The sequence below is a fragment of the Arthrobacter sp. AQ5-05 genome (assembly GCF_003287975.1).
Classification (GTDB): Bacteria; Actinomycetota; Actinomycetes; order Actinomycetales; family Micrococcaceae; genus Paeniglutamicibacter.
The window spans coordinates 1-21,371 of record NZ_QMKQ01000031.1; the positions used below are offsets into that span (position 1 = coordinate 1).

Genomic DNA, 21,371 nt, shown 5'->3' on the forward strand with positions numbered 1-21,371 from the left:
TCGACACCACCGCGCGCACCGCGCTGGGCCACCCCATGGGACCGTTCGCGCTCATGGACATGGTCGGGCTCGACGTCATCGACTTCATCGGCCAGGCCACCTTTGCGGAGACCGGCGCGGCCGAGGACGCCCCCAACGGGCGCATCGCTGCCCTGGTGGCCGAGGGCAAGCTGGGCCGCAAGTCCGGTGCCGGGTTCTACGACTACAAGGGGTAGCCGGAAGTCGCTTTATCCGGGCGCGGGCGCTGCCGCGCGACGGGCGTCCGTGGTTGCTGACGGTGGCTCACCGGTTTCCCGGCCAGCTGAAACGGTCGGTGCGCCACTGCTTCGCGCCCGGAGCACGACGGCGTGCCCGGAGGGTCGCCTGGAACCAATCCACCAGCTTCGGTGCCGGCGTTGGCGTTGGTGCATTTGACCGTGGGTGTCTCGTGGCAGCCGGCGGTGAACTGCCCAAACAGGAAGTGCAACGAGGCCGTTGGGCAGGTGGGGAGCCACTGCGTTTGCACGGTGGGAACCAACTGCAACATGATGCGTGACACGGATCACAGCCACTGCTATGGTCGGAGCATGTCCAGGGCAGACACCTACAGATGGTCGTTATCCACCGGGAGCGTTTCTGATTGGGTGGCTGGCGGATCCGGATGGAGCGGGTTTGCCGTTCCGCTCATAAGAACTCAAGTGGGTGCCACAGCTGTGGACAACAAGACGGCCGGCTTGGAGTACAGAGGCGGCAGCCGAGCACGGCCAACGCCCGCGAACTTTTTGAGTGTTTTGTGAACCAACCACATTGATGATCTGAAAGTACCGGAGGACCTCATGGGTGGAACGATTGCATGGCCGAAAGGGCAGATTGCCCACGGAGCCTAAGCTGGCCTGCACGCAGCGAGCCAACTGACACGGATTTTGGCTCCCGACGCTGATACGCAGGCCGCTTTGTCGCGCGCCCATTATCAATCGTTCGTTCACAGCGCTTCCCACTTTGCGGGAAGTAGGAGGAAGCGGCATGACCGCCAAGACAACCCAAGACTCTCAGTGTTTGATTACCGTTAACGGAACGGTGCGGGATTTTACCGGGCCAACGCACACCAACGCCCTGGACTTCCTGCGCGGTGAAGGACTTACCTCTTGCAAGGAAGGCTGCGCCGAGGGTGAATGCGGGGCCTGTTCCATTCTGGTCGCCCGAGCGGACGGCGATGACACACGCTGGACCGCACTGAATGCCTGTCTTCTGCCGGCCGCAGCCCTCGACGGGCAGGAAGTGATTACAGCCGAGGGCCTGGGGGACCGCACCGACCTGCACCCGGTCCAGCAGCAGATGGTCGAGCGCGGTGGCTCCCAATGCGGGTACTGCACCCCTGGATTCGTCTGCAGCATGGCCGCCGAATATTATCGGCCGGAACGAGCTGCCCCCATCGGCACCCTGCCGGGCATCGAAGACGCAGGGGACCAACACTGCGGGCCAAATGGGTTCGACCTGCACGCGCTCTCCGGCAATCTGTGCCGGTGCACCGGATACCGGCCCATCCGCGATGCCGCCTTTGCATTGGGCACGCCGGCTGTGGACGATGCGCTGGCTGCCCGCCGCGACCGGCCGGCGCCGACCGTGGTGACCACCGACCTGTCTCGCGCCGATACCCCCACGGGCCAGCTCGGCCGCTACCGGAGGCCCGGAACCCTGGAGGAGGCACTGCAGATCCTGTCCGAGGAATCCGAGGTCCTGCCCCTCGCCGGTGGAACCGACTGGGGCGTGGAGGTCAACATCAAGGGAGCACGGGCCCGTTCACTGCTGGCCATCGACCGGCTGAGTGAACTGAGGCAACTGGATGTCACCGACACGCACATCGAGATCGGGGCGGCCTGCACGCTCAGTGAACTGGAACGTGGACTGCAAGGACGGATCCCGTTACTGGGCAAGCTCTTTGGCCAATTTGCTTCCCGGCTCATCCGCAACAGCGCGACCATCGGCGGGAACCTGGGCACGGGTTCACCCATCGGCGACACACCTCCGGCCTTGTTGGCCCTGGAAGCCGAGTTGGTGCTTGGCTCGGTGGCGCGCCAACGAGTGGTGCCATTGGCCGACTACTTCACCGGGTACCGGCAAACGGTCCGTCAGCCCGGAGAGCTGATCACCTCCATCCGCGTCCCGCTGCCCCTGTCCGAACTGACGTCCTTCCAGAAAATCGCCAAGCGCCGCTTTGACGACATCTCCAGCGTGGCCATCGGCTGTGCGCTCGCCGTCGAGGACGGCATCATCACCAAGGCGCGGATCGGCTTGGGCGGGGTGGCGGCCACCCCTTTGCGCGCGACCGCCACTGAAAAGATGCTCGAAGGCCGGGCATGGGACCTTGAAACCATCCGCGCCGCGGCGCGGGTGATGGGCGAGGAAGGAACCCCGATGGATGACCACCGGGCCAGCGCCGAATACCGGAGGGCAATGCTTGCCTCCTCGCTGGAGCGGTTCTTCGCCACCCAACTGCAAGAGACCAACCGGTTGAAGGGAGAAGGCAAATGAGCCTGCTGTCCCAACGTCCCGAGCGGCCCATTGTCGGGGAAGTCCATCCGCATGAATCCGCGGTGGAACATGTCACCGGAAGCGCCTTGTATACCGATGACCTGGACCAGCGGTTGGTCGGTGTGCTGCATGCCTACCCGGTGCAGTCCACGCAAGCGCACGCAAAAATCCTGAACCTTGGTATCGACGGGGCCTACCGGGTTCCCGGGGTGGTCCGGGTGATCACGGCAATGGACATCCCCGGGGTCAATGATCAAGGTGCCAAACGCGATGAACCCATGCTGCCGGTGGACGAGGTCATGTTCTACGGCCAGCCTGTGGTGTGGGTTCTCGGTGAGGACCTGGAAGCTGCCAAGGCCGGGGCCGCCGCCGTTGAAGTGGACTACGAACCGCTCGACTCGTTGATCACCCTGCAGGACGCGATCGCCGCGCAAAGCTTCCACGGAATCCAGCCGGTGATCGACAAGGGCGACAGCCAGACCGCATTCAGGGACGCCGCGCGGGTGTTTGAGGGGGAGTTCGAGTTCTCCGGGCAGGAACACTTCTACCTGGAGACCCAGAACTCGCTGGCCATGGTGGACGAAAGCGGCCAGTTGATGATCCATTCCTCCACCCAGCACCCCACCGAAACCCAGGACATCGTCTCCCACATACTGGGGATCCCCGTGCACCGGGTCACCGTCCAGGTGCTGCGCATGGGTGGCGCCTTTGGCGGCAAGGAAATGCAGTCGCACGGCTATGCCGCGGTGGCAGCCCTTGGGGCCTTGCTCACCGGGCGGCCGGTGCGGGTGCGGCTGGATCGGACCGTGGATATCACCATGACCGGCAAGCGCCACGGTTTCCACGCCAGCTGGAAAGCCGGTTTTGACGACGACGGCAAGATACTGGGCCTGGATGCGACGCTGACCGCTGATGGCGGGTGGAGCCTGGACCTGTCCGAGCCGGTGCTGACCCGGGCGCTGTGCCACATTGACAATGCCTACTGGATACCAAATATCCGGGTTCAAGGCCGGGTCGCCAAATGCCATAAGACCTCGCAAACGGCGTTCCGCGGCTTCGGGGGACCACAGGGCATGCTGGTCATGGAGGACATCCTGGGACGGGTGGCACCGCAACTGGGGATCAGCGCCAGGGAACTGCGGCGCCGGAATTTCTACGTCCAGGGGCAGGACACCCCGTACTACCAGCCGGTGCGCCATCCCGAACGGATGGAGGCAGCCTGGCAGCAGCTGCTGGACGGTGCGGAGATTGAACGCCGCGAAGCCGAGATTGCCCGGTTCAACGAGAGCCATGAGCATGCAAAGCGGGCCTTGGCCCTGACCCCGGTGAAATTCGGGATCTCCTTCAACCTCACGGCCTTCAACCAGGCCGGCGCCCTGGTGCTGGTCTACAAGGACGGTTCGGTGCTGGTGAACCACGGTGGCACCGAAATGGGGCAGGGGCTGCACACCAAGATGCTGCAGGTGGCTGCCACCACCCTCGGAGTCCCCCTCGATACCGTGCGGATCGCACCGACTCGTACCGACAAGGTCCCGAACACCTCGGCCACGGCGGCCAGTTCGAGCAGCGATCTGAACGGCGGGGCGGTCAAGGACGCCTGCGAGCAGATCCGTGACCGGCTCGCCCAGGTGGCGGCCGTCAAGCTTGGCGTTCCTGCCCACGAGATCCGGTTCAGCCGCGGTACGGTCTCCAGCCTCGGTGGACGCGAATCCATCGGCTGGAAGGAACTGGTCAACGCCGCGTACTTCCAGCGGGTCCAGCTGTCTGCCGCAGGTTTTTACCGGACCGAAGGACTGCACTGGGACCTGGGCATCATGAAGGGGGAGCCGTTCAAGTACTTCGCCTATGGTGCGGCGGCCAGCGAGGTGGAGGTCGGCCGTTTCGACGGTTCGTACACCCTGCGCCGGGTGGATGTGGTGCATGACGTGGGGGATTCGCTCTCCCCATTGGTTGACCTGGGACAGATCGAAGGCGGTTTTGTGCAGGGTGCGGGTTGGCTGACCCTGGAGGACCTGCGTTGGGACACCAGCGATCGGCCGACCAGGGGGCGGCTGGCGACACAGAGCGCCAGCACCTACAAGATCCCGAGCCTGTCGGAAATGCCCGAGGTCTTCAACGTCTCGCTTCTGGACAAGGCCCACGAAGAGGGTGCGGTCTACGGTTCCAAGGCCGTGGGCGAGCCTCCCCTGATGTTGTCCCTTTCGGTGCGCGAGGCATTGCGCCAAGCCATTGCAGGTTTTGCCGAGCCCGGAACCAGTGTGCAACTGGCGTCGCCGGCCACGCCCGAAGCGGTGTTCTGGGCGGTCCAGACGGCTCGCGAGCACAGCGAATTGAACAGCGGACGATCCTCATGACCTGGATCGATACGGTGATCTGGCTACGGGCACAGCGCGCCCCGGCGGTGTTGATCACCGTGGTTGGTGTGCGCGGACATGCACCGCGTGAAGCCGGAACCAAGATGGTTGCCACCATTGACGAGCTTTTTGAAACCATAGGTGGCGGCAACATGGAGATGACAGCGGTGGCACGGGCACGGCAGATGCTCACCGAGTCGCTGCACGTGCCCGAAACCATGACCTTGCGGCTGAATGACAAGGCTCCGGCGACCTATGGTCGACAATGCTGCGGAGGAGAAGTGACGATCTTGCTTGAACCGCTGGCCGTGCCCCGGGCGGTGGCGATCTTTGGCATTGGCAATGTGGGTCTTGAACTGGCCCGCATCCTTTCGCGGCAGGACATCGAACTGTATTTAAGCGATTCCCGAGAGGAAAACCTGCAGGGCCTGGACGCGCTTGAACCGGCGGTGGCGCGGATCCATCCGAAACTGGCCGTCATTGGCGAAGAAGTGCTCAGTCGGTTGCCCGGTGGAACACATGTGCTGATCATGACCCATGACCACGCCGAGGATTACCACCTCTGTGATGCTGCGTTGCGGCATCCGAATCTTGGCTCGATCGGCCTGATCGGGTCCAACGCCAAATGGCAGCGATTCCGCAAGAATCTTGCGGAAAGCGGACATGAAGCAACTGCGCTTGGAAGGATCGACTGCCCGATCGGGGACCCGGAGGTGGTGGGCAAGGACCCGGCCACCATTGCGGTCAGCGTGGCAGCCGACCTGCTCAAACGCATGAACAAGGTCAGCGCCGTCAAGGTCTGAGCTTCAGCCGTTCGGCCCGGTGGATGTGTGGGCAGTAGGCGGCGATGTCCCCTAATCCGCCTCGGGCTGTTCGCCGAGGCGGAAATGGCGCCCCGAGATGTTCCTGACCTCGATTTTCACCCAGGATTCCTTCGGGGTCGGGATCCATGGGGAGACGCCTGAGCTGCGCGCCTCCTCGATCTCCGCGCTGGTTTGCAGCTGGTGTGCGTGTCCGTGGACCACCACCGACCAGGCTTCGTCGGAGAGGATGCCGTCGGCCTCGAAGGCCACGGAATCGTGCACAGTCAGCGCCGCAAGCTTTTCGCCGGGAGCCGTGCGGATGTATATGGTCCTGCCCACCAGGCCGAAGTTCAGCGGGAAGATATCGACGGCGCCGCCCACCGCGGTGGCCAGGCGGCCGTGGGAGGTTTTCTCGAGCAGGCTCCAGGCCTGTTCTTCGGTCAGCGCCAGCACGGGTTCATCTGCATCATGGTCAAACATCATGTCTCCATAGTTCTACGAATTGTAGAAAAATGCCAGAGGTGGCGACGGCCAGGTGAACTTTCCGGCAACGCGGCCCAATTCATCCTTTCGATCCGCTCCATCTCCCCGGCTCATGAAAGACTGGGTTTCATGGTCAAGGAAACAGGAGCCGAACGCGCCCGGCACATCGCCGCACGCTTCGAGGACCGCGCCCTGGAACTGCGCGCAACACGGGCCCGCGAACGCGGCCTGGTGCCGACCGTCCTGCCCTACACCGGCTACGGGCTCTCGGACCCGGACAAGGGCTGGGTGCGCATCTTCGCCCGCCTGGTGCTGGCCAAGCCCGGCGCATTCGATGCCGGGCGCCACCGCGCCAAGGTCATCGCCGACGGGGTGCGCGGCTGGCGGAACTTCATCTCCCCGATCGTCCCGCACGGGCAGCTTGAGGTGCACATCAACGGCGAACGCTTTGCCGTGCAGGCCGACCGCGGGGGAGTGCTCGACGTCAAGGTCGCCGCCATACTGGCACCGGGCTGGCACGAGATCACCCTGCACACCGAGGGTTCCGCGGCCGTGGCCGCCCCGGTCATGATGGTCGACGCGGCCGCCGAATTCGGGTTGCTCTCCGACGTGGACGACACCATCGTGGTCACCGCGCTGCCGCGCCCGCTGCTGGCCGCCTGGAACTCCTTCGTCCTGTCCGAGCACGCCCGCCTGGCCACCCCGGGGATGCCGGTGATGATGGAGAAGCTGATGCGCGACAAGCCCGGCGCCCCCACCTTCTACCTGTCCACCGGGGCCTGGAACGTCGCCCAGACGCTGACCCGCTTCCTCTCGCGCAACCTCTACCCGCAGGGCCCGCTGCTGCTGACCGACTGGGGACCCACCGACAGGGGCTGGTTCCGTTCGGGCATGCAGCACAAGGCCGACCAGCTGCGCCGCCTGGCCAATGAGTTCCCGAACCTGAAGTGGCTGCTGATCGGGGACGACGGCCAGCACGACCCCTACCTCTACGCCGAGTTCGCCAGACGCTACCCCGATCACGTCGCGGCGATCGTGATCCGCCAGCTGACCCCCTCGGAGGCGGTGCTGGCAGGCGGGCGCAGCCAGGGGATCCTGAATTCCACCCCCGGGGTGCCGTGGGTGTACGAGTCCGACGGGGCACGCATCGCCGAAAAGCTTCAGGCGCTGGGCCTCATCAGCCCCGACGCCGAGCAGGGGCCGGGCAAGTGAACGAACCGACGCTCCGCGTCGAGGTCCCCATGCGCTGGGGAGACATGGACGCGTACGGCCACATCAACAACGTGAACCTGGTCCGGATGATGGAAGAGGCGCGCATCGCCGGCTTCGGCGTGCCCGGCGGCACCGGCAAACCCGGGATCGAGCCGATGGTCGACCTGTTTTCCGCAGTCCCGGAAAACACCCAGATCCTGGTGGTCGAGCACCGGGTGCGCTACGTCAAGCCGCTGGATTACCGCAACGTCCCGGCCCACGTGGATCTGTGGATCAGCGCCATCAAGGCCGCAAGCTTCGACATCTGCTACGAATTCCACGATCCGGTCGACGGCGGGGTGTGCGTGCGTGCCGCCACGACCCTGGCTTTCTTTTCCGTCGAGACCCAGCGGCTGCTGCGGCTGTCGGTGGAAAACAAGGAAGCAATGGCCCGCTACGGGGCGGATCCGATCTTCCGCTAGGAGCGCTGCAGCTCGGCCGTCAACGCGTCAAAGTCCCGGGCCAGGGCCTCGTCCCGCTCGAAGCTGCACGGTTCAAGCGGCTCGGTGCTGAAGGAGAAGTAGTCAAGCCCGGCGCTGCGCCGCGGGTCCGCCGGAAGCGCGAGCGCGTTGTTGTGGAAATTCACCCGGCCCAGCGAGCGGCCCTCGGGACGGGCCGGGGCGATGCGCAGCAGGTGCGCAATCACCGGAAGGTCGTGGGCGAAGACCTGGTGGTGCGCCCCGCCGGCAAAGACATGCAGCGTGAGCCCCTGGACGGGGGAAACCATGACCTCCACATCGGCCGGAGCCCACAGCGTGGGTCGGGCCATCAGGGACTTGACCGCCCGCGGATTGGTGCGGTGGCCGGGGTGGAAGGACGTACAGGATTCGGACGGGCGTGACTGGTTGCGCAAGGGACGGCGCCTTTCGTGTGCTCTTGTCCCCGGGGCGGTTGCCGCCAAGGACCGCTTCGTCATCCGAACCACCCGTGAAGCATGGGGTTGGTGTACGCGCCTGGTCGGAGCCTAAAGCTGGCGCGCATCTCGTGAAGCTGGTTTCATCGTACCAAAACGGGGCTGACGATTTAGGGTGAAGGTATGAGACTGATCTTGATCCGTCACGGGCAGACCGCCTCGAACGTGGCGCAGGCGTTGGACACCGCCGCCCCCGGGGCACCACTGGATGAGACCGGGATGGCGCAGGCGCAGGCGCTGGTGGAGCGGTTGGGCGCCGAGGGGCAGGATGTCGACGCGGTGTATTCCTCGACGTTGCTGCGCGCCAGGATGACCGCCGGTCCGCTGGCGCAAGCCCGCGGACTGCAAGTGGCCGAGCACGCCGGGCTCAGCGAAATCTCCGCCGGGGAACTGGAAATGCGCACCGACCGCGACGCCCAGCTGGCCTACCGCGACGTGTTCTTCCGCTGGCTCTCGGGCGACCTTGCGGCCCGGGTGCCCGGCGGCGAGGACGCCCGCACCGCACTGGATCGCTTCGACGCGGTCATCGAGGGGGCCAGGGGCGCCGGGACCGGGAAGCTGGTGGTGGTCAGCCACGCGGCCATGCTGGTGACCTGGCTTGCGTCCCGGAGCGCCAACTTCGACTCCGCGCTGCTTTCCCCCGTGCCGTTGGCCAACACCGGTGTGGTGACCCTGGAGAATGCGACAGGATCGAGCTGGAGGCTGCGCAGCTGGCAGGGCCAGCGCCTGGAGTAGCAGTCGCAGTTCCACACAAGAAGGGCTGCCGCCCGCACGGCCTTGAAAGGCCGTGCGGGCGGCAGCCCTGGTTCCGGGACGGTGTTGCTAGTCCTCGAAGGAAAGCTTCGGCGGAGTGGAGCGGAAGCCATTGGTTCGAACAGCCAGGAAGACCATGCCAGCGGCGAACCACATCAGGCCGACAACGAGGCTGGTTCCCGACAAGGACGTCCACAACCAAATGGTCAGCGCAAAACCCACCAATGGCATCAGCAGGTAGAGCAGAACGGCGCGGGCGCCGCGCGCCTTGGCATCCATGAAGAAGATCTTGATGACCGAAAGGTTCACCATGGAGAACGCGACCAGCGCCCCGAAGCTGACTACCGAGGCGGCCATCTCGAGACTCACAAAAAGGTAGGTCAACGACACTGCGGAGACCGCGAGGGTCGCGTAGACGGGTGTGGAGAAGCGGCGGTTGAGCATGCCCATGCGGCGTGGCAGCAGCCCGTCGCGCCCCATGGAATACAGGATGCGGGTAACGCTGGCCTGCGAGGCCATTGCCGAGCCAAAGGATCCTACGACATACACTGCCACGAAGATGGCGGTGAGCGCCGCACCGCCGACGCCTGCCATGAGCTCGACACCCGCGGCATCCGGGTCGGTGAAGGTGGTGTGGTCCGGATGGATCAGCGCCCCGGCCCAGCCGACGACGATGAAGATCAGCCCGCCGGCCAAGGTTGTGAGCACGATCGCGGCGGGGATCGACTTGCCGGGATTTTTCGCATCTTCCGACAGCGTTGAAATCGCATCGAATCCAAGGAAGGAAAGCGACAGGATGGCCGCACCGGAGAAGATCGGTCCCAGGCCATCGGCACCGAAGGAGAATGGTGCCAGCAGGTTTGGCGCATCGGTGTTGAGGATCTGGTTGAGCACCAGTGCAACGAAGATGCCGATCATGAGCACCGATGAAGCCACCACGGTTGCACTGAGTCGTCCGATGAACTTGATGCCAATGATATTCAAGCCGAGCACCAGCACAAGGGCCACCAGCGAGAAAGCCCACGCGGGAACCACGGGGAACTGGGTGTTCAGGTAGATCCCGATGAGCAGGAAATTGATCATCGGAATAAACAGGTAGTCAAGCATCAGCGTCCAGCCCGTAGCAAATCCCACGGTGCCGCCGAAGGCCTGCTGGGTGTAGGCGTAGGCGGATCCAGCCTGCGGAACCGCCCGTGACATGTGGGCATAGCTGAATGCCGTGAACAGCATGGCCACCAGTCCAACGACGTAGGCTGCGGGCAAATGCCCGTTGGTCACCCCAGTCACCACGCCGTAGGTGGTGAACACGGTGACTGGCGCCATATAGGTCAACCCGAAGAGCACCAGGAACGGGACGCCCATGACGCGTTTGAGTTGGGTGGGGCGTGAGTCCTGGATTCCCCTGGCTGCAGGGGCCGGAGCAATGGTCTTGGTCTTCATCGTGTTCCTTCCAATACCCGATCGGGTATTGCCAGATGGGTGGGTTTGCCGGCAAGCCAGGTGCCCAGGACCTTGAGCCCGGCCACTTCGTTGTCGGCGCTGGTGCGTGGATCGCTCGACATCCATACCAGGTCCGCGAGCTGTCCCGAAGCGAGGGTGCCTCGTTCATGCTCGGCAAAGGCTTGGTAGGCAACTTGGGTGCTGTAGGAATCCAGTGCATCAGTCACGTCGTACGGCGCCCCGGCCAGCGGTTTCCCGCATGGGTCTGCCACACCGGTGCGCGTCACTGCCGTGCCGATGCCCAGCAGCGGGTGGTGATGGGTGACGGGCCAGTCACTGCCAAAAGACACCCTGACGCCGGAAGCGGCGATCTCGCCGATCTGGAATTGCCGTGAAGCCCGTTCGTCTCCCAGCCGGGGAAAGGTCAATTCAGTCATCACGGGATCCTGCTGCGCCCACAGCGGCTCGAAGTTCGCGATGACGCCCAATTCCCTGAACCGCGGCAGGTCCCTGGGGGTGATGGTCTGAAGATGGGCCATGACCGGACGGCGGTCACGCGGCCCGTTGGCAGCAAGGACCGCTTCAATGGTGTCCAGCCCCTGGCGCACAGCGGCGTCCCCGATGGCATGGATGTGCAACTGGAAGCCCATTGCATCCACGGCAATTGCCGCGTCGATGAATGCTTGGTTCTCCCAATTGGGCAGGCCGCGGCTGCCGGGGCAGTCCGCGTAGGCATCGATCATGTGGGCCGTGTGTGATTCAACAATCCCATCCAGGAAGAATTTGATGGTGTGTGCGCTGAGCAGCTCTTCATCGGCGGCGAGCACCCTGTCCCTGGCTAAGGCAAAATCTGGCAGCTGCTGTTCCCAGCGCGTCGGATCTGCGCGGAAGGCGAGGTTCATGCGGGTGTGCAAGGCCCCCTGCCGCGCCGCAGCCAAGTAGGTGTCCAGTGATCCGGTTTCCACCCATGCGTCCTGCACCCAACTGACACCGGCCTCGGCGAAGGTTGCGGTTGCCCGGGAAAGAGCGGCGATCATCGTCTCCTGGCTGGGGTCGGGAACATGGACGGTGACCTGGTCGATGGCGCCGGGCTCGCACAATGTTCCCAGGGGGGTGCCATCTGCTCGACGAATGATCCGGCCAAGTTCGGGTTCCGGTGTATCTGCCGTGATTCCGGCAATCTCCAGGGCCATGGAATTGACCCACACTGTGTGGTAATCCCAGGCCCGTAGGAGCACCGGGCGGTCGGGAACCACCAAGTCGAGCCACCGGGCATCGAAGTGTCCGTTTTCGGCCAGCGTTGCGTCATAGCTGGCACCAACGATCCAACCGTCGCCGGGGTGCGCGTCCGCCCACTTCGCGATTGCGGCAAGGAGTTCGTCGAGGTTCGTGCATTGGCGGATCTGCGGACCGATGTCCTCGAGTCCGGCAAAGAGCGGGTGGGCATGACCATCGCCGAATGCGGGTCCCAGGTAACCTCCGTCCAAGTCGTGGAGTACATCGGCCGCCGGGACCAGGGCCTCGGCGGAGGATCCGACCGCGGTGATGATCCCGTCCGTGACCGCCACAGCAGTCATGTGCCCCGAGGGGGCACCGGCAATCGAACCCGAATGAAAGACTGTCAATGTCAAGGGGGCAACTCCCAACTATATTTAATAAGATTAAATAAACTTTGCCCACACTACCTGTGGGCGGAGTCACAGGCAAGGGGTTTTGGTGGATTTGTCGGAAATTCGTCGCGCTGGTCGGCCGCGCAAGTCGGTGCTCGACCGCGAAAAGATCCTTGGTGCTGCCCTCGAGCTGCTCAATTCCGTGGGTCCGGAGAGGTTCTCCATGGCTGCGCTCGCCGGCGAACTCGGTGTCAAGCCTCCTGCGCTCTACCACTATGTCAAGAACAAGCAGGCGCTATTGGTGGGGATGCGCGAGGTGGTCAGCGACAGTATCGACGTCAGCGGGTTTGGGGTTTTGCCCTGGAGGGAAGCTGTGGGGCGGTGGGCGCGCTCGTACCGGGACGCATTCGCTGCCCATCCGAACGCGATTGCGTTACTGGCCACCGAGCCGATCGCCGGGGCGGCCCGCACCCTGGCCATGTATGAATGCGTGGTGCAAGGCTTCTTGGCGGCTGGATGGGAGCCAGGCCGGGTCATGAGTGACATTGTGGCCCTGGAGTCGTTCATTCTGGGTTCAGCACTTGATATGGTGGCGCCCGATGACATGTTTGACCCCGGGGAGGATGCCCCCCAGACGCCGGGGCTTGTCGAGGTGCTGGCCGCCCAGGCCCCACTGGGTGGATCGCGTGCCGACAAGGCTTTTGGCGTGGGGCTGGACATCATGATTGACGGCTTGGCTCTGACCGGCGGGTCGGGTTCATGACGTTGGCATTGGCTAAGCAGGGGCTTGGTCGATTAGGCTAGGCTTATCTTCCCTAATCCAAAAAGGCGGTAATTGGTGACTATCCAGCGTTCGGTACGTCCGGTTCGGCCCCAGGTTGTCCTCGAGGTTTTAGCCAGCGAGCGACTGAGCCGGCACATGATGCGACTGACCTTTGGGGGGTCGGGATTCGTGAATTTCCAGGACAAGGCCGTCTCAGACCGCTATGTGAAGATACTATTCGCCAAACCCGAGCTCGGGCTGGTGCCCCCGTATGACCTCGATGCCCTGCGTGAACAACTGGCCCCTGAAGACTTCCCGGTCCGACGCACCTACACGCTGCGGCACGTGGACCTCGACGCCCAAACCGTGCAGATCGACTTCGTCATCCACGGCGACCAGGGCCTGGCCGGCCCGTGGGCGCAGAACGCAAAGATCGGTGACCAGATCTGCTTCGCCAGCCCCGGTGGGCTCTACACGCCGAACCCGGAATTCGACCGGCACCTGCTCATCGGCGACGAGACGGCGCTGCCGGCGATCTCCGCCGCGGTCGAGGACATGACCTCGGAGATGGTCGGCGACATCTATCTTGAGGTCTCCGGCCCCGAGGACGAGGTGCGCCTCGATGTGCCGGTAGGGATCACCGTGCACTGGCTGCACCGCGGCGGCTACTTCACCCCGGAAAACACCAAGCTCGAGGAAGCGGTGCGCAACGCCGAGTGGCACGAAGGCACCCTCCAGGTCTTTGCCCACGGCGAACGCGAAACCATGAAGTCGTTGCGGGCCTACCTCAATGGCGAGCGCGGCGTCGACAGGCGCGCAATGTCGCTGTCGGCCTACTGGGCATATGGCCGCGCCGAGGACGAATTCCAAGCCGAAAAGAAGTCACCCATCGGGCAGATCTTCCCCGAGCCGCTCAACGCCTGAGAATCTCGGAGGGCGCTTAAGCAGCTGGACCCCCTGGTCTACAGGTGCGGGGGGCACCTCCATCATGGCTGGCTGGCTCCGGAGCTGGCAACGCCAGCCGTTTCTCCGGGCGACTGGGATTAGGCCGGCGTGCTGCCCATCGTGTCCGACGCCCAGAGGTGGACCATGGCGTAGGACCTGTAGGGCGCCCACGAACTTGCCAGCGCCGCTGCTTCGCGTTCGGTGATCCTGTCCAGGGCTCGACGCGCGACCAGGTCCCCGGGAACGAAGGCGTCCGGATCGCTTCGGCCGCGCATCTGCAAGTAGTCCGCGGTCCACGGACCCACGCCGCGCAAGGCCAGCAGCTCTGAGCGATCCAATGGGATGCCGGGCGTTCCGGCGAAACCCTTGGCGGCGAACCCCTGGGCCATGAGGAACAGCGTGGCGGCCCGGGTCTTGGTCAAGCCGATGGTTTCGCGCAGGGTGTCAACGCCTGGGGCGACCACGGCCTCGGGCGTCGGGAAGATGCGCAGCCCGCCGGGACCCTCGCTTCCGTAGGCTGACAGGAATCGTCCGCCAAAGGTTCGGCCCGCTGCCAAAGTCACCTGTTGGCCCAGGACCGTGGTGGCGGCTGCCTCGAAGCCGTTGAGGTAGCCGACCAGCCTCAACCAGGGGCGGGCCGCAACCAAGGCGCCAAGCATGGGGTCATGGGAGAAGGACTCCTGCATGCCGGACAGGTCGGTGTCCAGGTCCAGCCATGCGCGGACGGCGGTTTCGAGCTGGTCGAGGTCGCTGGCTTCGGCCTCCGCGCTCGACAGCTGCACGCCGTCCGTGGCGAACGCCAACTCAACGGCCATCGGCCCGGAATCGACGGCGATCACCCGGGTGTGCCGAAGTTCGGCGGGCTCGTGGATGTCGAGCGTGGGGATCGAGTGGATACCCAGCGTGCGCATCATGTGACCGGGATCCAGCGGGCCATTGGACTTCAGGAAGCGCGAGCTCATGCCGGCCAGATGCCCGAGGTGCCGCGGCGGTGCGAACCAACCAAGTGGGTGTCCACGATTCCCAGCGCCTCCATGAGGGCGAACATGGTGGTGGGTCCCACGAAGGCGAAACCACGCTTCTTGAGCGCCTTGGACATGGCAAGGGACTCGGGGCTGCTGGTCGGGACTTCCCCGATGGTTGTGGGCACCGGGGTGGATTCGGGTCGGAAGGACCAGATGAATTCGGCCAGTCCGCCATCCTCGCGCAAGGAGATGGTGGCTTTCGCGTTCTTGATGGTCGCCAGGATCTTGGCGCGGTTGCGGATGATCCCGGCGTTGCCCAGAAGTTCCTCGATCTTCGCCTCGTCGAAGCCTTCGATGACCTCGGGGTCGAAGCCGGCGAAGGCCTCGCGGAAGTTTTCGCGCTTGCGCAGGATGGTTGCCCAGGAAAGCCCGGACTGGAACGCCTCCAGGCTAAGCCGTTCGAAGACCCCGTGCTCATCGCGCACGGGCATGCCCCACTCGGTGTCGTAATAGGTGCGCATCATCGGATCTGTCGCCGCCCATGCGGGGCGGGCAAGGCTGTTTTCGCCAATGATTATTCCGGTGCTCATGCTCCAATCCTGCCACGGCTTCATGTCCGTTTGTTTTATCGTCATGATTGGATATCATCGTAATATGACGATGATAGATCGGGTGGACCACGAGCGCCAGGAAGCCATCCAACACCATGCGGCGGCGGCAGCACTCTTCCATGGCCTGGCCGACCCCACGCGGCTGATGATCCTGGCCCACCTGCGCACCGGGGAACACAAGGTCAAGGAACTCACCGACCACCTGGGCCTGGCCCAAAGCACCGTCAGCGCCCACCTTTCCTGCCTGCGCGACTGCGGCCTGGTGACCTCGCGCGCCCAGGGGCGCGCCAGCATGTACTCACTGGCCAACCCGCGACTGCTGCTCGACCTGCTCGGCGACGCGAACCACTACATCGGCACCAGCGACGAGAACGAACTGGACACCCACGATTTCACCGAGGTCCACGGCCCGGCCCCGGCACAGGAAGGAGCCAACCGATGAGCCACGACCACGACCACGGCTTGGCAACGACCAACCGAAAGAAACTTGCCTGGGCCTTCGGCATCACCGCGACCATCCTCGTGGCCGAGGTCATTGGTGCGCTGTTGACCAACTCGCTGGCGTTGCTCGTCGACGCCGCGCACATGCTCACCGATTCCACCGGCCTGCTGCTGGCACTCACGGCGGCCACCTTGATCATGCGCAAGCCCACGGCCAAGAGAACCTGGGGATTCCGCCGCGCCGAAGTGCTCTCGGCAACACTCCAATCGACCCTGCTGCTCGGGGTGGGCATCTATGCCCTCGTCGACGGCATCCGCCGCCTCTTCCAGCCGGCGGAAATCGCCGGCAGCGGGCTCCTCGTTTTCGGCATCATCGGCCTGCTCGGCAACGTCGCCTCGATGATGGTGTTGGCCTCGGGCAGGGACGACAACCTGAACATGCGAGCGGCCTTCCTGGAGGTCGTCAACGACGCCCTTGGCTCCGTCGCCGTGATCATCTCCGCGATCGTCATCTCCACGACCGGCTGGATGCAGGCCGACTCGATTGCCGCCATGCTGATTGCCATCCTGATCATCCCGCGCGCTTTGAAGCTGCTGGGGGAGACCACGCACATCCTGCTGGAATCCACGCCCAAGGGACTTGACCTCGAAGACGTCCGGGCCCACCTGGTTGCGCACCCCCAGGTGCTGGCCGTCCACGACCTGCACGCCAGCCAGATCGCCTCGAACCTGCCGATCCTCTCCGCACACGTGGTGGTCGAGGACGCGGCGTTCCACACCGGGGCCGCGGCCACCCTGCTGGGCGAATTGCAGTCCTGCGTGGCCGAGCACTTCGAGGTGAGCATCGAGCACTCCACCTTCCAGATCGAGTCCTACAGCCACCAGACCCCGGAGCACGGGCGGCACGACTGAGCCGCCACGCAAGATGTGCAAGGCCTGGCCGATGACAAAACGGGCGGCGCTGTGGAGGCTCTGCGCCGTGGTTGCCGGGCTGTGCCTGGTGGTCGCCGGCACCATCGCAGGGATCTCGGCATGGTTGGCGAAGCACCCGCCGGCGCTCTGCCTGGCCGTGGGGGACTACATCTACATCGAGACCCTCACCGACGAGGAACTCGAAGGAATCATCACCGAACGCTTGATGGACATCGAGACGGTGCACGCGGTGCGGATCCTGGAACGCCGCCCCGACTGGAGCATGGACATCGAGGTCCGCATGGAAGACGCGGACCCGGAATCGGACCTGTATTGGGACGTCCAGCATGCATGCGACCGGGCAAGTTCGCTGTGGAACACGTTCCTGGACCCGGTGGACGTGGAATGCAAAGTGCTACCGCTGGCGCAGTGATTCCTGGGCGGCGGATTCGTCCGTGGTCCGCCTGTGCCTGACCGCGGAAACCAGTGTCCAGCCGATGAGCGCTGCGGCAAACCCTCCGGCGGTATTGGTGATGATGTCGGTGATGTCCGAGGCCCGGTTGTTGCGCAGCAACAGCTGCGTGGTCTCGACGCAGACGGAAAGGCCAAGCACCAGTGCGGTGGTCTTGGGCACCGCGAACCGGCGCCAGTAGAAGGCCAGCATGAGGCCCAGCGGCGCAAAGAGCCCGAGGTTCGCCACCATCTCCACGCCCAGATCGCGCTCCTGGTGTGCGAGGAACGGAACCCAGTTAAAGGTGCCGGTCGGGATCGAGGGATCCGGCTGCGGGGCCGCCGGCAAGACCGCCACGGCCAAGCCCAGCGCCCACACCGCGATGGCCGCCAGCAACACCCGGCGCACCGCCCGCTCGCGGCCGCGGGAAGCGAAATGCAGCAGCACCGCCAACAGGGCAGCGCTTGCGGCCAGGCCGATGACGACCAGCAGGGCAACGGTTGGAACCGCGAAGTAGAGCATAGACATAACAGCGTATCGGTGGACCCTGTGAAGGCGCTGTCTCATACCCGAGTATGAGCCAAGGGATGGAATAAAGGGTCCCTGCGGATGATCCAAAACCATCCATCGGCAGCATAACGTGGAACCATGACCATTACTGCACCACAAACCAGCACCGACTTTGCTGTCCATGCGACGAACCTGACCAAGATCTACGGCGAGGGCACCACCCGCGTCGAGGCCCTGCGCGGCTTCGACGTCTCCTTCGTCCGCGGCAAGTTCACCGCGATCATGGGCCCCTCGGGTTCGGGAAAATCCACGCTCATGCATTGCCTGGCCGGCCTCGACGACGCCAACGACGGGCAGATCTTCATTGGCGGGACAGACATCTCGAAGCTGAATGATGATGCATTGACCAAGATGCGCCGCGAAAAGGTCGGCTTCGTCTTCCAGTCCTTCAACCTTGTCCCCACGCTCACCGCCGAGGCCAACATCCTGCTGCCGTTGGCCTTGGCCGGCAAGAAGCACGACAAGGCCTGGTTGGAGACCATCGTCACCACCCTGGGGCTGGGCGACCGGCTGAACCACAAGCCGCACGAACTTTCCGGCGGCCAACAGCAGCGCGTGGCCGTGGCCCGCGCCCTGCTCACCCGCCCCGAGGTCGTGTTCGGAGATGAGCCGACCGGCAACCTGGACTCGCGCACCGGCGCCGAGGTGCTCTCGCTGCTCCGTTCCTCCACCCGCGAGATGGGCCAGACGATCATCATGGTCACCCACGACGCCGTGGCCGCCTCCTACGCCGATACCGTGCTCCTCATGAAGGACGGCGAGCTGGTCGGCCAGCTCGAGGACCCCACCGTCGAGACGGTCACCCAGGCTCTTTCCGGGTTGGGTGCATAAGTCTTGCTGCAACTCGCCCTAGCCAACCTCAAGACCTACTCGCGGCGCTTCATCGCCGTGACCCTGGCAGTCATGATCGGCACCGCCTTCCTGGCAGCCACCCTCATGGTCAACGCCTCGGCCACCGAAACCCTGAAAAACAGCATCGGTTCCTCCTACGCCAAAGCCGACCTGGTCATCGGGCAGGACTACATGGTGGACATGGCCGCGGGAGACGAGGACAAGCCCGAAACCCACGTCCTGGGCCCCAAGACCCTAAAGGCCATCGAATCCGTCGACGGCGTGGCGGCCGTCCACGGCTCCGCCAATATCGGAGTGAGCGTCAACGCCGGGGGCAGGGACTACTACGCCTCGGCCAACACCGCGGCAACCAACAAGAAGCTCAATTCCACGGTGCTTGAATCCGGGGCACTGCCCACCGGCAGCGAGCAAGTGGCGATCGATGCCACCTACGCCGGCGAATACAATATTTCCGTGGGGGATGTCCTCGAGATCGGCGCCACCACCGCCGAAGGCAAGGAAATCAGCCGCCAGGTCAAGGTCTCGGGCATCACCGCGGCATCCAGCGACCCGATGACCGGCTCGGCCATGAGCCTGACCATCGGCCAGTCCCTGCTCGATGCGCTCTCCGGCCCCGGGGAGGCCAGCTACGCCAACATCGTGGTGGCCGCCAAGGACGGGATCGACCTGCAGGGGCTCAAGGACCCGATCACCTCCGCCCTCGAGGGAACCGGACTGAAGTACTTCCAGGTCAACACCCCCGACGAACAGATCGTCAAGGACATTGCCGCGTTTTCCGGCGGCAACGACCAACTGACGATTGTGCTGCTGGTCTTCGCCCTGATCGCACTGGTGGTCACCGGGCTGGTGGTCATGAACACCTTCGCCGTGCTCATCGCCCAGCGCACCCGCGAGCTGGCGCTGATGCGCACCCTGGGCGCGCTGCGCAAGCAGATCCGCTCCTCGGTGCTCATCGAGGCCCTGCTGGTCGGCCTGCTGGCTTCGGCCGCCGGCGTGCTGCTGGCCACCGGCATCATGGCTGCCCTGATCAAGATCCTGGTTGCCACGGTGCCCGAGATGTCCATCGCGACCCTTGCCGTCAACGCGCAGGCCATCATAGTGCCCATCGTGGCCGGAACCGCGATCACCCTGGTGGCCGCGTGGATGCCTGCCCGCAAGGCCATGCGGGTGTCCCCGCTGGCGGCACTGCGCCCGGCCGACGACGCCGCCATGGGAAACAAGGCCGGCAAGATCCGCATCGTCTTCGGCGCGCTGCTCGTGGCGGCCGGCGCCGCGGCACTCGCCTACGGAGCCATCGAAGGAAACATCCTCATTGCCTTCGGCGGGGGAGTGCTTTCCTTCCCGGGAGTGCTGATGCTCGGCTCGCTCTTCCTGCCCAAGACCGTCTCGGCGATCGGCGCGCTGACCTCAGGCGGAACCGTGCCGGGCAAGCTGGCCAGCCTCAATGCGGTCCGCAACCCCGGGCGCACCACCGCGACAGCCACCGCGCTGCTGATCGGCGTGACGCTGGTGTCCATGATGATGGTCGGCGCGCAGACCGCCAAGGCCTCACTGGGCGACGCCCTGGGCAGCGAGTTCTTGGTGGATGTGGAGGTCAACGACTACTCCGGCACCACCTTCCCGGCCGAGTCCCTGGCCAAGGTCAAGGCCATGAACGGCGTCCAGGACCTGGCGGAACTCACCGCCGTGGGAAGCTCCAAGAGCGGCCAGGAACTCTTCGCCACCGACCCTGCGTCTCTCGAATCCGTGCTCAACAACGGCAGCCAGGTCCCGGCCGCCGGACAGGTCCTGGTCTCCTCCAACAACGAGGGCAAGACCATGGAGGCCACCGGCTTCGGCGGGAAGACCGGCAATCTGGAATTGCTCATCACCGAAAGCAACTCGTTGCAGCCGGTCGTGGGCTGGGAGACCGCGACCTCCATGCTGGGGGCGACCAAGGAATCGGTTGCCAAGGACCTGAACGCACGCACCGTGCTGTGGTTGAAGGTCGATGATTCGCTGGGCAACGCGGACCTGCGGACCCTGCAGACCGACATCGCCGACGAGCTGAACGTCGAGGAATACGCCGTGGGCGGCGGGGTCATGGAAAAGCAGATGTTCAACACCGTCATCGACATGCTGCTGATGATCGTCTCGGGCCTGCTGGCCGTCGCGGTGCTGATCGCCCTGATCGGCGTGGCCAACACGCTGAGCCTCTCGGTGCTGGAACGGACGCGGGAGAACTCGCTGCTGCGCGCCCTGGGCCTGACCCGCGGGCAGCTCAAGAAGATGCTGGCCACCGAGGCCGTGCTCATCGGCGGGGTTGCCGCACTGCTGGGCGTGCTGCTCGGATCGGCTTACGGTCTGCTCGGGGCCCAGTCGGTCATGGGTGCCTTCGGCGCCATGAGCGTGTCCATCCCGTGGCTGCAGCTGGCCGGGGTCATTGCGGTATCCGTCGTGGCGGCTCTTGCCGCCTCGATCGTCCCGGCCCGCCGGGCCGCGAAGCTGGCCCCGGTGCAGGGGTTGGCCAGCGAATAACGCCGGAGTGAACCAGTGTGGAAGGTCCTGCCCAACCCCGGGCAGGACCTTCCTGCTTTCCGGCCCCAGACCGGATCGTCCCTGCCTGCCAAGACCTGCCTGACACGGTGCCGGCGTCTTCGTGCTGGTCAACCATGATATGTTCGGCTTGTTCCCACGCCCGGGCCGTGCCCAAGCACCGCTGACGGGTGCTGTGCGGTACGTCCTCACAGATGATCAAATGGAG

The 21,371-nt window shown here is 64.8% G+C and carries 21 protein-coding genes and 1 riboswitch; of the genes, 14 read left to right on the forward strand and 7 right to left on the reverse strand.

Annotated features, from left to right (window positions below; all coding sequences use genetic code 11):
* From DQ353_RS18115 to xdhC, 4 genes are all read left to right on the forward strand, one after another.
* Positions 1 to 215: 3-hydroxyacyl-CoA dehydrogenase family protein (locus DQ353_RS18115; protein WP_286166896.1), on the forward strand; the 215-nt coding region annotated here is incomplete at its 5' end.
* 787 nt (positions 216 to 1,002) lie between these two features.
* Positions 1,003 to 2,511, forward strand: coding sequence for a xanthine dehydrogenase small subunit (locus DQ353_RS18120; RefSeq protein ID WP_113764590.1), 1,509 nt, complete (start codon positions 1,003 to 1,005; stop codon positions 2,509 to 2,511).
* On the forward strand, positions 2,508 to 4,865 hold the full coding sequence (gene xdhB, locus DQ353_RS18125; protein WP_113764591.1) for a xanthine dehydrogenase molybdopterin binding subunit: 2,358 nt from the start codon (positions 2,508 to 2,510) through the stop codon (positions 4,863 to 4,865). The genes DQ353_RS18120 and xdhB overlap by 4 nt, the downstream gene beginning before the upstream one ends.
* A complete protein-coding gene (xdhC, locus tag DQ353_RS18130; RefSeq protein ID WP_113764592.1) occupies positions 4,862 to 5,668 on the forward strand; it encodes a xanthine dehydrogenase accessory protein XdhC in 807 nt (268 codons plus the stop codon). Before xdhB ends, xdhC begins: the two co-directional genes overlap by 4 nt.
* 51 nt (positions 5,669 to 5,719) lie before the next feature.
* Here xdhC and DQ353_RS18135 read toward each other — a convergent pair whose 3' ends face one another.
* The gene (locus DQ353_RS18135; protein WP_113764593.1) at positions 5,720 to 6,151 is read right to left on the reverse strand and encodes a pyridoxamine 5'-phosphate oxidase family protein; all 432 of its coding nucleotides are present in this window, start codon (positions 6,149 to 6,151) and stop codon (positions 5,720 to 5,722) included.
* 129 nt (positions 6,152 to 6,280) lie between these two features.
* Here DQ353_RS18135 and DQ353_RS18140 point away from each other — a divergent pair, with 129 nt between their 5' ends.
* Positions 6,281 to 7,363, forward strand: a complete 1,083-nt coding sequence (locus DQ353_RS18140; RefSeq protein ID WP_113764594.1) for an App1 family protein phosphatidate phosphatase — start codon at positions 6,281 to 6,283, stop codon at positions 7,361 to 7,363.
* Between the two features lie 29 nt (positions 7,364 to 7,392).
* Entirely contained in the window at positions 7,393 to 7,824 is a 432-nt protein-coding gene (locus DQ353_RS18145) for an acyl-CoA thioesterase (protein WP_181578491.1), read from the forward strand.
* On the opposite strand, the gene DQ353_RS18150 is transcribed toward DQ353_RS18145, so the two are convergent.
* A complete protein-coding gene (locus DQ353_RS18150; protein WP_113764596.1) occupies positions 7,821 to 8,255 on the reverse strand; it encodes a hypothetical protein in 435 nt (144 codons plus the stop codon). The genes DQ353_RS18145 and DQ353_RS18150 overlap by 4 nt on opposite strands.
* Positions 8,256 to 8,269: 14 nt before the next feature.
* Positions 8,270 to 8,392: riboswitch (SAM riboswitch) on the reverse strand.
* A 46-nt stretch (positions 8,393 to 8,438) separates the two neighbouring features.
* On the opposite strand from DQ353_RS18150, the gene DQ353_RS18155 reads away from it, so the two are divergent.
* A complete protein-coding gene (locus tag DQ353_RS18155; protein ID WP_113764597.1) occupies positions 8,439 to 9,050 on the forward strand; it encodes a histidine phosphatase family protein in 612 nt (203 codons plus the stop codon).
* A gap of 87 nt (positions 9,051 to 9,137) precedes the next feature.
* Here DQ353_RS18155 and DQ353_RS18160 read toward each other — a convergent pair whose 3' ends face one another.
* A complete protein-coding gene (locus DQ353_RS18160) occupies positions 9,138 to 10,508 on the reverse strand; it encodes an APC family permease (RefSeq protein ID WP_113764598.1) in 1,371 nt (456 codons plus the stop codon).
* Entirely contained in the window at positions 10,505 to 12,139 is a 1,635-nt protein-coding gene (locus tag DQ353_RS18165; RefSeq protein WP_220094062.1) for an amidohydrolase, read from the reverse strand. The genes DQ353_RS18160 and DQ353_RS18165 overlap by 4 nt, the downstream gene beginning before the upstream one ends.
* Positions 12,140 to 12,224: 85 nt before the next feature.
* On the opposite strand from DQ353_RS18165, the gene DQ353_RS18170 reads away from it, so the two are divergent.
* Both DQ353_RS18170 and DQ353_RS18175 read left to right on the forward strand, forming a co-directional pair.
* Positions 12,225 to 12,881 (forward strand): TetR/AcrR family transcriptional regulator C-terminal domain-containing protein, encoded by a 657-nt coding sequence (locus tag DQ353_RS18170; RefSeq protein ID WP_286166897.1) that lies wholly within the window; start codon positions 12,225 to 12,227, stop codon positions 12,879 to 12,881.
* A gap of 75 nt (positions 12,882 to 12,956) precedes the next feature.
* Positions 12,957 to 13,805 (forward strand): siderophore-interacting protein, encoded by an 849-nt coding sequence (locus tag DQ353_RS18175; RefSeq protein WP_286166898.1) that lies wholly within the window; start codon positions 12,957 to 12,959, stop codon positions 13,803 to 13,805.
* A 119-nt stretch (positions 13,806 to 13,924) separates the two neighbouring features.
* Here DQ353_RS18175 and DQ353_RS18180 read toward each other — a convergent pair whose 3' ends face one another.
* On the reverse strand, positions 13,925 to 14,788 hold the full coding sequence (locus tag DQ353_RS18180; RefSeq protein WP_113764600.1) for a DNA-3-methyladenine glycosylase family protein: 864 nt from the start codon (positions 14,786 to 14,788) through the stop codon (positions 13,925 to 13,927).
* Positions 14,785 to 15,381 carry a DNA-3-methyladenine glycosylase I gene (locus DQ353_RS18185; protein WP_113764601.1) on the reverse strand — a complete coding sequence of 199 codons (597 nt, stop codon included), beginning with the start codon at positions 15,379 to 15,381 and terminating at the stop codon, positions 14,785 to 14,787. The genes DQ353_RS18180 and DQ353_RS18185 overlap by 4 nt, the downstream gene beginning before the upstream one ends.
* A 64-nt stretch (positions 15,382 to 15,445) precedes the next feature.
* Here DQ353_RS18185 and DQ353_RS18190 point away from each other — a divergent pair, with 64 nt between their 5' ends.
* Genes DQ353_RS18190 through DQ353_RS18200 form a run of 3 tightly spaced genes read left to right on the forward strand, consistent with a single transcriptional unit; the run spans position 15,446 to position 17,188 of the window.
* Positions 15,446 to 15,844: an ArsR/SmtB family transcription factor gene (locus DQ353_RS18190; RefSeq protein ID WP_113764602.1), complete on the forward strand. Its 399-nt coding sequence runs from the start codon at positions 15,446 to 15,448 to the stop codon at positions 15,842 to 15,844.
* Positions 15,841 to 16,755: a cation diffusion facilitator family transporter gene (locus DQ353_RS18195; RefSeq protein ID WP_113764603.1), complete on the forward strand. Its 915-nt coding sequence runs from the start codon at positions 15,841 to 15,843 to the stop codon at positions 16,753 to 16,755. The genes DQ353_RS18190 and DQ353_RS18195 overlap by 4 nt, the downstream gene beginning before the upstream one ends.
* A 31-nt stretch (positions 16,756 to 16,786) precedes the next feature.
* Positions 16,787 to 17,188 (forward strand): hypothetical protein, encoded by a 402-nt coding sequence (locus DQ353_RS18200; protein ID WP_146755324.1) that lies wholly within the window; start codon positions 16,787 to 16,789, stop codon positions 17,186 to 17,188.
* Here the strand turns inward: DQ353_RS18200 and DQ353_RS18205 are convergent.
* Positions 17,171 to 17,734, reverse strand: coding sequence for a VanZ family protein (locus DQ353_RS18205; RefSeq protein WP_146755325.1), 564 nt, complete (start codon positions 17,732 to 17,734; stop codon positions 17,171 to 17,173). The two genes, DQ353_RS18200 and DQ353_RS18205, sit on opposite strands and share 18 nt — an antisense overlap.
* 120 nt (positions 17,735 to 17,854) lie before the next feature.
* On the opposite strand from DQ353_RS18205, the gene DQ353_RS18210 reads away from it, so the two are divergent.
* Entirely contained in the window at positions 17,855 to 18,607 is a 753-nt protein-coding gene (locus tag DQ353_RS18210) for an ABC transporter ATP-binding protein (RefSeq protein ID WP_113764606.1), read from the forward strand.
* A gap of 3 nt (positions 18,608 to 18,610) precedes the next feature.
* Positions 18,611 to 21,145 (forward strand): ABC transporter permease, encoded by a 2,535-nt coding sequence (locus DQ353_RS18215; protein WP_113764607.1) that lies wholly within the window; start codon positions 18,611 to 18,613, stop codon positions 21,143 to 21,145.
* Positions 21,146 to 21,371: the final 226 nt, after the last annotated feature.

Coding starts and splice junctions, on each gene's coding strand:
- DQ353_RS18185 (WP_113764601.1), bottom strand. CDS start 15,381: ATGAGCACCGGAATAATCATTGGCGAAAACAGCCTTGCCCGCCCCGCA.
- xdhC (WP_113764592.1), top strand. CDS start 4,862: ATGACCTGGATCGATACGGTGATCTGGCTACGGGCACAGCGCGCCCCG.
- DQ353_RS18135 (WP_113764593.1), bottom strand. CDS start 6,151: ATGATGTTTGACCATGATGCAGATGAACCCGTGCTGGCGCTGACCGAA.
- DQ353_RS18120 (WP_113764590.1), top strand. CDS start 1,003: ATGACCGCCAAGACAACCCAAGACTCTCAGTGTTTGATTACCGTTAAC.
- DQ353_RS18210 (WP_113764606.1), top strand. CDS start 17,855: ATGACCATTACTGCACCACAAACCAGCACCGACTTTGCTGTCCATGCG.
- DQ353_RS18140 (WP_113764594.1), top strand. CDS start 6,281: ATGGTCAAGGAAACAGGAGCCGAACGCGCCCGGCACATCGCCGCACGC.
- DQ353_RS18180 (WP_113764600.1), bottom strand. CDS start 14,788: ATGAGCTCGCGCTTCCTGAAGTCCAATGGCCCGCTGGATCCCGGTCAC.
- DQ353_RS18190 (WP_113764602.1), top strand. CDS start 15,446: ATGACGATGATAGATCGGGTGGACCACGAGCGCCAGGAAGCCATCCAA.
- DQ353_RS18195 (WP_113764603.1), top strand. CDS start 15,841: ATGAGCCACGACCACGACCACGGCTTGGCAACGACCAACCGAAAGAAA.
- xdhB (WP_113764591.1), top strand. CDS start 2,508: ATGAGCCTGCTGTCCCAACGTCCCGAGCGGCCCATTGTCGGGGAAGTC.
- DQ353_RS18145 (WP_181578491.1), top strand. CDS start 7,393: ATGCGCTGGGGAGACATGGACGCGTACGGCCACATCAACAACGTGAAC.
- DQ353_RS18160 (WP_113764598.1), bottom strand. CDS start 10,508: ATGAAGACCAAGACCATTGCTCCGGCCCCTGCAGCCAGGGGAATCCAG.
- DQ353_RS18205 (WP_146755325.1), bottom strand. CDS start 17,734: ATGTCTATGCTCTACTTCGCGGTTCCAACCGTTGCCCTGCTGGTCGTC.
- DQ353_RS18155 (WP_113764597.1), top strand. CDS start 8,439: ATGAGACTGATCTTGATCCGTCACGGGCAGACCGCCTCGAACGTGGCG.
- DQ353_RS18200 (WP_146755324.1), top strand. CDS start 16,787: ATGACAAAACGGGCGGCGCTGTGGAGGCTCTGCGCCGTGGTTGCCGGG.